At 64.1% G+C, this 7,856-nt stretch carries 8 protein-coding genes; 4 read left to right on the forward strand and 4 right to left on the reverse strand.

Going from position 1 to position 7,856, the window contains the following annotated elements:
- On the reverse strand, positions 1–2,255 hold a 2,255-nt coding region (locus EN884_RS17195; RefSeq protein WP_128360646.1), incomplete at its 3' end, for an AsmA family protein.
- Positions 2,256–2,384: 129 nt separating this feature from the next.
- Between EN884_RS17195 and EN884_RS17200 the strand changes: the two genes are divergently transcribed.
- A complete protein-coding gene (locus tag EN884_RS17200) occupies positions 2,385–3,368 on the forward strand; it encodes a Dyp-type peroxidase (protein ID WP_063168286.1) in 984 nt (327 codons plus the stop codon).
- A 41-nt stretch (positions 3,369–3,409) separates the two neighbouring features.
- On the opposite strand, the gene EN884_RS17205 is transcribed toward EN884_RS17200, so the two are convergent.
- Positions 3,410–3,931, reverse strand: a complete 522-nt coding sequence (locus tag EN884_RS17205) for a hypothetical protein (RefSeq protein ID WP_013531009.1) — start codon at positions 3,929–3,931, stop codon at positions 3,410–3,412.
- Positions 3,932–4,048: 117 nt separating this feature from the next.
- Complete coding sequence (locus EN884_RS17210) at positions 4,049–5,461, reverse strand: FAD-linked oxidase C-terminal domain-containing protein (RefSeq protein WP_013531008.1); 1,413 nt, start codon at positions 5,459–5,461, stop codon at positions 4,049–4,051.
- A 163-nt stretch (positions 5,462–5,624) separates the two neighbouring features.
- Here EN884_RS17210 and EN884_RS17215 point away from each other — a divergent pair, with 163 nt between their 5' ends.
- A complete protein-coding gene (locus EN884_RS17215) occupies positions 5,625–6,104 on the forward strand; it encodes a thioesterase family protein (RefSeq protein WP_013531007.1) in 480 nt (159 codons plus the stop codon).
- A gap of 235 nt (positions 6,105–6,339) precedes the next feature.
- The gene (locus EN884_RS17220) at positions 6,340–6,537 is read left to right on the forward strand and encodes a hypothetical protein (RefSeq protein ID WP_013531006.1); all 198 of its coding nucleotides are present in this window, start codon (positions 6,340–6,342) and stop codon (positions 6,535–6,537) included.
- A gap of 28 nt (positions 6,538–6,565) precedes the next feature.
- Here EN884_RS17220 and EN884_RS17225 read toward each other — a convergent pair whose 3' ends face one another.
- Positions 6,566–7,045, reverse strand: coding sequence for an Lrp/AsnC family transcriptional regulator (locus EN884_RS17225; RefSeq protein ID WP_013531005.1), 480 nt, complete (start codon positions 7,043–7,045; stop codon positions 6,566–6,568).
- A 143-nt stretch (positions 7,046–7,188) separates the two neighbouring features.
- Between EN884_RS17225 and EN884_RS17230 the strand changes: the two genes are divergently transcribed.
- The coding region (locus EN884_RS17230) for an EamA family transporter (RefSeq protein ID WP_245491941.1) at positions 7,189–7,856 on the forward strand (668 nt) is incomplete at its 3' end.

Consider the following 7,856-nt stretch of genomic DNA (forward strand, 5'->3'; position numbering starts at 1 on the left):
AAACCGGCCTTGAAGTCATTGCCGGCAAGGCTGAAATTCGTCGCCAGGCCGCCGCCAAACGTGCCCTTGGCCTGAATATCGGTGTTTGCCTCGCCCAGCATGCCGAGCGGCAGCGCCGGCAGGCCATAGAGCGCCAGCAGCGCGGTGGCATCAGGGTTCTTGGCGTTGAAGGTCAGCGCCACCGGCGCTTCGAGAAGCTTGTCCACCACGCCCTTCCCCGACAGCGACGCCGAAAAGGCCGAGCCGCCGGCCTTGCCTTGCCCGCTTACCGCCAGGCCCGTGGTGCCGTCGCCATTGTCGGCTGCACTCGCCACCAGGTCGATGCGCGCATCCTGGAACAGCTCGGGATAGGCAGCAGCACGGCTCGACAGTCCCCTGAGCACGGCACTGTCGGGATAGTGCTGGGCGGCGACATCGATCAGCGGCTTCAGATCGACGGCAACCACCGACGCATCGAGCTTGCCGGTCGGGCTCGCGGGGAAATCCTTGATCCGGCCGGTGGCGCTGATCGAGGCGCCGGCCAGCCCGCCCACCGAAAGCCGGTCGATTTCGAGCAGCCCGTCGCGCAGCCTGAGCGCCGTGTCGACCGTGTCGGCGGTCAACCCACCGGCGTTGACCGGCCCGGCCTTGATCTGGAAATCGAGGTCGCGGTCGGCAAAGCGATTGGCGCCCTTGTCGCTGACGAAGATCGAGGCGAAGGCCGCCAGCCCGTCGACATCGAGATCACCGCCTTCAAGCCGCATCAGCACCGAGGGCTTGGCATCGTCGGGCTGGCTGGAATCGATGCGGCCGGAAAACTTCGCCTTGCCCAGGATCAGTTCGAGATCGCTGAAGGCCTGGCGCTTCTGCGAGAGGTCGACCTTGGCCTTGAAGCCGGCGGCCGGCAGGCGGCGGATCGCCTCGTCGACATCCTTCGACAGCCAGGCGGCAAAGCCGGAAGGTTGGGCCACGGCCAGCAGCAGCGAGCCGTTGAAGCCGAAATGACCCTCCAAATTGAGCACCAGCATGCCATCCGCTTCCAGCGTGGTGCGGCCGGGCAAGGTCGCGGCAAGCGATTTCACCGACCAGCCGCCATCGACCGGCTCGGCGGAAAGATGCACGTCGCGCACCGTGGTGTCGCCGACCACCACCGCCGGCAGCTTGACCTCGACCGTGCCGGGGATGGTCGGCTTCGGCATATCGAGCAGCGCTTGCTCGAACGCCGCGATGCGCTGGTCCAGCGTCAGGCCGGCGCCGGCTTCGGCGCCCACCGCCTCGTCGAACTGCACCTGCGCGCCATTGGCCTCGATGGCGAAACTCGGTTTCAGCCCGAGATCGACAGAAGCCTTGCCATCGGCGGTGTAGGGGTTGTCGAGAGGCCCGGTCTCGAAGCGGAATTCGTCGACACCCAGCTTCTGGTGGTCTAGCGAAAACTTGCCGTTCAGCCGAAAGCCCGGATCGGGCTTGCCGGCCGAGACTTTCACCGTCTCGCCATCGGTGCCGCGCAGCTCGGCGCTGTTCTTGTCGGCACCATTCTTGTCAGGATTTGAAATCTTGAACTGGCCGGAGTAGACGGCGGCTCCATTGACGATGCCGGCATTGCCGTCGGTCTCGATGACCAGCGGATACGCGTCCGGATTGGCTTTCAGCCGAAACCGCATCTGTCCTGAGCCTTCGGCCTTGCCGGTGGACGCGGTGACCGCGGTGCGCAACCCGTCCAGCCGCAGCGTGCCGTCCATGCGCCATGGGCCGGCCAGCGACTTGGCCGAGACGGTCGAATTGATCTCGGAAAACAGATGGCTGCGCCCGCCAGCGGCATGGCGAACTTCGATCTGACCCTCCGTCACCGTCAGCTTCTCGATCGAGATCTGGCTGGGGTCGAAGGGCGAGGACGGCCGCATCGCCCAGTCGACCGTGCCGTCATTGGCGATATCGATGGTCGCTTTCGGCCGCACCAGCCGCATGTCGAAGATCAGCACTTCACCGCGCAGGAAGGGCGCCAGTTCCGCGTCCATTGAAAACGTCTCGACCGTCATGGCCGGCTGGCCGTTGGGGCCGCCGGCGACGGCGACATTCGAGAAGGTCACCGAGGGAAACGGCAACAGCCTTGCGGTGGCGTCGCCCTGCACGGTCACCTTGCGGCCGAGAATGGCGCTCGCCTCGCGCTCGAAGTCGGCGCGGTAGCCGGTCCAGTCGATAAAATACGGCACCACCAGCGCCGCACACAGCACCAGCACGAACAGGCCACCGAAGATCACGAACAGGCGTGCGAGCATCAGCTCCGAATGGGTTGATTGAAATTCTGCCGCACTCTACCCGCATCCGCGTGTCGATAAAGAGGCAATTCATCCAGTTGCGCGATCTCCGGTGATCTGAAACAAATCCCGGCGAAGCGGAGAAATCGGATGTCGGGCAAGAACTGGGATCGCGTGCCGATCGATGCGCAAAGTGTCGACGCTCCGCTGTCCCTTTCGGCGGTCTTTCTTGTCGTCGCCGTCGCCAGCGAGCAGAGCGCGCTCGCCAAGGTTGCCTCCGTGCTCGGCGGGCTCGACGATCTCATCAAAACCGTCGGGTTCCGCGATCTCTCCGGGCGGCTGTCGTGCATTGCCGGCATCGGCCGCGATCTCTGGGATCGTCTTTCTCCAGACCGGCGGCCGCTGGAACTGAAACCGTTCGCACCGATCAAGGGTGCCGTTCATTCGGCGCCTTCGACCGCCGGCGATCTCCTCTTCCACATCCGCTCCGAGCGACCCGATATGTGCTTCGAGTTCGAGCGCATCCTGCTCGACAATCTCGGTGACGGCGTAAGCGTCATCGATGAGGTTTCCGGCTTTCGCTATTTCGATGCGCGCGACCTGCTCGGCTTCGTCGACGGGACCGCCAACCCGACCGGCCTCGACTTGCCCGCCTCTGCGCTCATCGGCGATGAAGACGCCGACTTCGCCGGCGGCAGCTATGTCGTCGTCCAGAAATATCTCCACGACATGCAGGCCTGGGCGCGCATTCCGACGCCCGAGCAGGAAGCGATCATCGGCCGCACCAAGATCGACAACATCGAAATCGACGATGACGATGCGCCGCGCAAATCGCACAAGTCGCTGGCCACCATCGAGGATGCCGCCGGCAACGAGTACGATATTTTGCGCGACAACATGCCGTTTGGCAGGCCGGGGCAGAACGAGTTCGGCACCTACTTCATCGGCTATTCCAGATATCTTTGGGTCACCGAAAAAATGCTGCAGCGCATGTATATCGGCGAGCCGCCGGGCGCCTACGACCGCCTGCTCGATTTCTCCACACCGCACACCGGCACGACATTCTTCGCGCCAACCCGCCCCATGCTGCAGACGCTTGTCGAGGGCGGACAGGCGAAGCCTGCCGCACGGTAGGCAGGCGTCCTCAACGATTTCAGCCCGCGATCACCGCGAATTCAGCGTGCGTCGCGCTTTGCCTGTGCCACCTTGGCCGCCCTGCGCTGCCGGCCGAGTTCCATTGGCCGGACCAGATCCGGCGCCCTCTGGTTCGCCACCGGCCGCATACCCCTGCGCGCGGTGCGCGAGTTGAAGGCGGGGCCGTCCGATGCCGCCCCTTGCTTCATCACCAATGCCTTGCGCGCATTCTCGATCAGCGAAACGCTGGCGGCCAGTTGCCGGCGCCGCTCGGCCTCGCCATTCAGGCGCCGCATGGCCATGGCCAGCACCGCAAGCTTGAGCTGCGACCCGCCATCAGCCTTCGAAGGCGTAGCGCCCTTCGCCGCGCCCTTGCCCCGGATCTCACGCCGGCGGCGGTGTGCTTCGGTCTGCGCCTTGTCGCGCCGCTCCCGCAACAGCTTGACCAGGCCGGCAAGATCGGCGTCGGAGAGCTCCTGCACCGCCGGATGGTGAGACTTCTCCACCAGATCGTGTTCGTCGGCACTCAGCGCGCGCGCTTCTTCCTTGCGTGAAATCGCCATGGCATCCTCCTCCGCTGGCACGCCTGTTGGCTTCAGGCCCTGCTACCGGCCAAGCCTCGGCCCGAATGGTGGCGCGGTCAAGACTGGCCGCCTACGAACCTTGCGTCGGAAAATCGGTTAGTTTCCCGGCAAGATCTTGCCCGGGTTCATGATATCAAGCGGATCGAGCGCCTGCTTGATGGTGCGCATGATGTCGACGCCGTGGCCGAGCTCGTGGCGCAGGAAGCCGATCTTGCCCTGGCCGATGCCGTGCTCGCCGGTGCAGGTGCCGTCCATGGCGATGGCCCGCATGTTGAGCCGCGCGACGAATTTTTCCGACAGCGCGATCTCCTTGGGATCGTTCACATCCATCAGCACAAGCACGTGGAAATTGCCGTCGCCGGCATGGCCGACGATCGGCGCGATCAGGCCCATCTCGGCGATATCGGCCTCGGTTTCCATGACGCATTCGGCAAAGCGCGAGATCGGCACGCAGACATCGGTCGACAGCCCCTTGGCTCCCGGCCGCAGGGTCAGCGACGACCAGTAGGCGTCGTGCCTCGCCTTCCACAATTTGGTGCGCTCCTCGGCGACGCTGGTCCACAGGAACGGCCCGCCGCCATTTTCCTCCGCGATCATGCCGAAGGTTTCGGCCTGTTCGGCAACGCCGGCATCGCTACCATGAAACTCGACGAACAGGCACGGGCTCTCGGGATAGTCGAGCTTGGAATAATTCTTCATCGCCCGCATCTGCAAGGCGTTGACCAGTTCGATGCGCGCCACCGGGATGCCCATCTGGATCGTCGCGATGACCGCGTTGCAGGCCGCCTCGACGCTCGGAAACGGGCAGACGCCGCCGGAGATCGCCTGCGGGATGCCTTGCAGCTTCAAGGTCAGCGACGTGATGATGCCGAGCGTGCCTTCCGAGCCGACCAGCAGCCGCGTCAGATCATAGCCGGCCGAGCTCTTTTTCGCCCGCTTGCCGGTTGTCACCGTTTCGCCGTCGGCCATGACGGCGGTCAGCGACAGCACGTTCTCGCGCATCGTTCCGTAGCGCACCGCGTTGGTGCCGGAGGCCCGCGTTGCGGCCATGCCGCCCAGCGAGGCATTGGCGCCGGGATCGATCGGAAAGAACAGGCCGGTGTCGCGCAGATGCCGGTTCAAATCCTCACGGGTGACGCCGGGTTCGACCGTGCAGTCGAGATCCTGCGGATTGACCGCCAGGATACGGTTCATGCGCGATGTGTCGACCGATATGCCGCCGCCCGGTGCGTTGGTGTGACCCTCCAGCGAGGAGCCGACGCCGAAGGCGATCACCGGCACGCGGTGCGCCGCACAGGCGCGCACGATCTCCTGCACCTCGGCCGTCGTCTCGGGGAACGCAACGCCATCCGGTGCCTGCGTCGGAATGTAGGTGGTGGTATGTGCATGCTGCGAGCGGATCGCCTGGCCGGTCTGGAATCGCTCGCCGAGCTGCTGCTTGAGGATCCCGAGCACCGCAGCGATGCCTTCCTCGTTGCGTTCGACCGGGTTGAGGTCGCTCAGAGCCATGAATTCCTCCGCGAATGGACCAGCGTCCATGCTTGTTATGCGTCTATGGATGCGTAAAGCAATTCCAGGAAAAGTGTGAAGCGGTTTTCCGTCCGAAATTGCGTCAGAACAAATAGAGTCTCCGGAGCCACGCTCTGTCCAGCACCAGAACAAGGAAGTTTCGATGCCCATCCCCACTCCCTTCGTCTCGAAACCCATGGACATCGAGAAGGACTGGATCGACTACAACGGCCATCTCAACATGGCCTATTACAACGTGCTGTTCGACCGCTGCTCGGACGACGCCTTCGAGGCAATGGGCATGGGACCGAACTATGCCAGGGATCGCCGCCTCACCATCTACACCGCCGAAGTCCATGTCTGCTACGTGCAGGAGCTGCATCTCGAGCACAAGGTCACGGTCTCCTTCCAGCTCATCGACCATGACGACAAGCGGCTGCGGGCCTATCAGGAAATCCGCCATGTCGACGGCTGGCTGGCCGCGACTTCCGAATCGCTGTCGCTGCATGTCGACATGTCCGGGCCGAAGGTGGCGCCCTTCCCCGCCGATGTGCTGGCCAGGGTCGAAGACATGCGCGCCGCCCATTCGGCCCTGCCGATGCCGGAACGGGCCGGCCGCTCGATCGGCATCAAACGCAAATAGGGCGATGCCGACACGTCTCGTTTCCGGCTTCAAAGCCACACCGGCGATCTAAAATCGCAGAACCTTGCCATCGACCGGCGGCGGCGCTTGAAGCGGCGCGGCGCCCTCGTTAACCTTACCAAGGTTTTAACGGGAACAAGCCATTTGAGCCGTTGCGCGACTCAGCGGGCCGGTCGAAAACGATCTGCATCGAGGTAGCGACACGGGCGGCGCGGCGCCGGTTCGAGGAAAGTGCATGAAAACCGACATCAAGGTCGAGGTGGACAGGTTGGCTGCCGATCCGCGCATCACCGACTACGATTTCTGGCGCTCGCTCAAGAACGTCAACAATGAGATCTTCCACATCGCCAACAACAACGAGCCGATCCCGTTCGACATGATCCGCTGGCGCGCCATCCTGAAACAGGCGCGCATGAAGCGCGGCCACGCATAAGGTCCTCGAACGGAACAATCCCCGCAGGTCAAGCCTGGCGCCTCAACGCCGCCAGGGCCGAACGCGCCACCACCGGCGAGGACTGGATGATCGCCGTGTTGGTCATCGCGTAGGGAATGATGCGGTCGATCACCCGCTCGAGGTCGACCACCGACCCGACATGCGCCAGCGCGATGAAACAATCCTCTCCGGTTACGCGGTCGCATTGCACGATCTCCGGCAGTTCGCGGATGATCTCGGCCACGACGGCCAACTGCCCCGGCACTGGCCGGATGCGCAGCCATGCCGACAGCGGCAGGCCGAGTGCCGTCGGGTTGATCCTAACCGAATAGGCCTCGATGACGCCGCTTTCCTGCAGCCGCTTGATGCGCTCGGCCACACTCGGTGCCGACAGGCCCACCGAGCGTGCCAGCTCCGCCGTGCTGGTGCGCGCGTCCTTTTCCAGCAGGCGCAGGATCTTCATGTCGGCGGCATCGAGATCGGCGCTTTCAGTTCGAAGGCGCTTCATGGAAAACTCCTTTATTCCGGGAGAAAGATAGCCGAAAGAGCTAATCATCATCTATATAAATAGGCAAATCTGCCTGCGATACTGATCCGGTGGATGATCAAACGCAAGCTCTCGCGGCGACCCCTGCCCCGGGCAACTTCACCCTGGGCAAGCTGACGGAAAAACTGCCGCCGCATGTCTGGTTCGGCGTCAGCGCCGTCTTCCACTATCTCGGGCCGGCCTTCGCCGTGCTGCTTTTCCCGCATGTCGGCGTGCTCGGCATGGCGTGGCTGCGCATCGCCACGGCAGCACTCATCTTCGCACCCCTGACCCGTCCATGGCGAAGCTTCGCACGCGCCGATCGCACGACGCGGCTGCTGTTGCTGGCCTTCGGCGCCTGTCTGGCGGTGATGAACTGTTCGTTCTACCTGGCGCTCGACCGACTGCCGATCTCGCTGGTGGCGGCGATCGAATTCGTCGGCATCATCGGCGTCGCGGCGATCGGCCTCAGGAGCACGCGCAATCTCGCCGCCCTTGCCATCGCCGTCGCCGGCACCTTGCTGCTCATCGATGTCAGATGGTCCGACGATCCCATCGGGCTGTTCTGGGCCATCCTCAACGGGGCGCTGTTTGTCGGTTACATCGTACTCGGCCATCGCGTCGCCGCTTCAGGCGCCGGCAGCGGCATCGCCGGCCTGGGTGCTGCCATGGCGATCGCCTTCATCGTCGTGCTGCCGATCGGCTTCACCGATGCGCTGCCGGCCTTTTTCTCACTGCCGCTGCTGCTCGCCGCCATCGGCGTCGGCATCTGCTCGTCGGTCATTCCTTACAT

Source organism: Mesorhizobium sp. M7A.F.Ca.AU.001.01.1.1, assembly GCF_004022735.1.
GTDB classification, from domain to species: Bacteria; Pseudomonadota; Alphaproteobacteria; order Rhizobiales; family Rhizobiaceae; genus Mesorhizobium; species Mesorhizobium ciceri.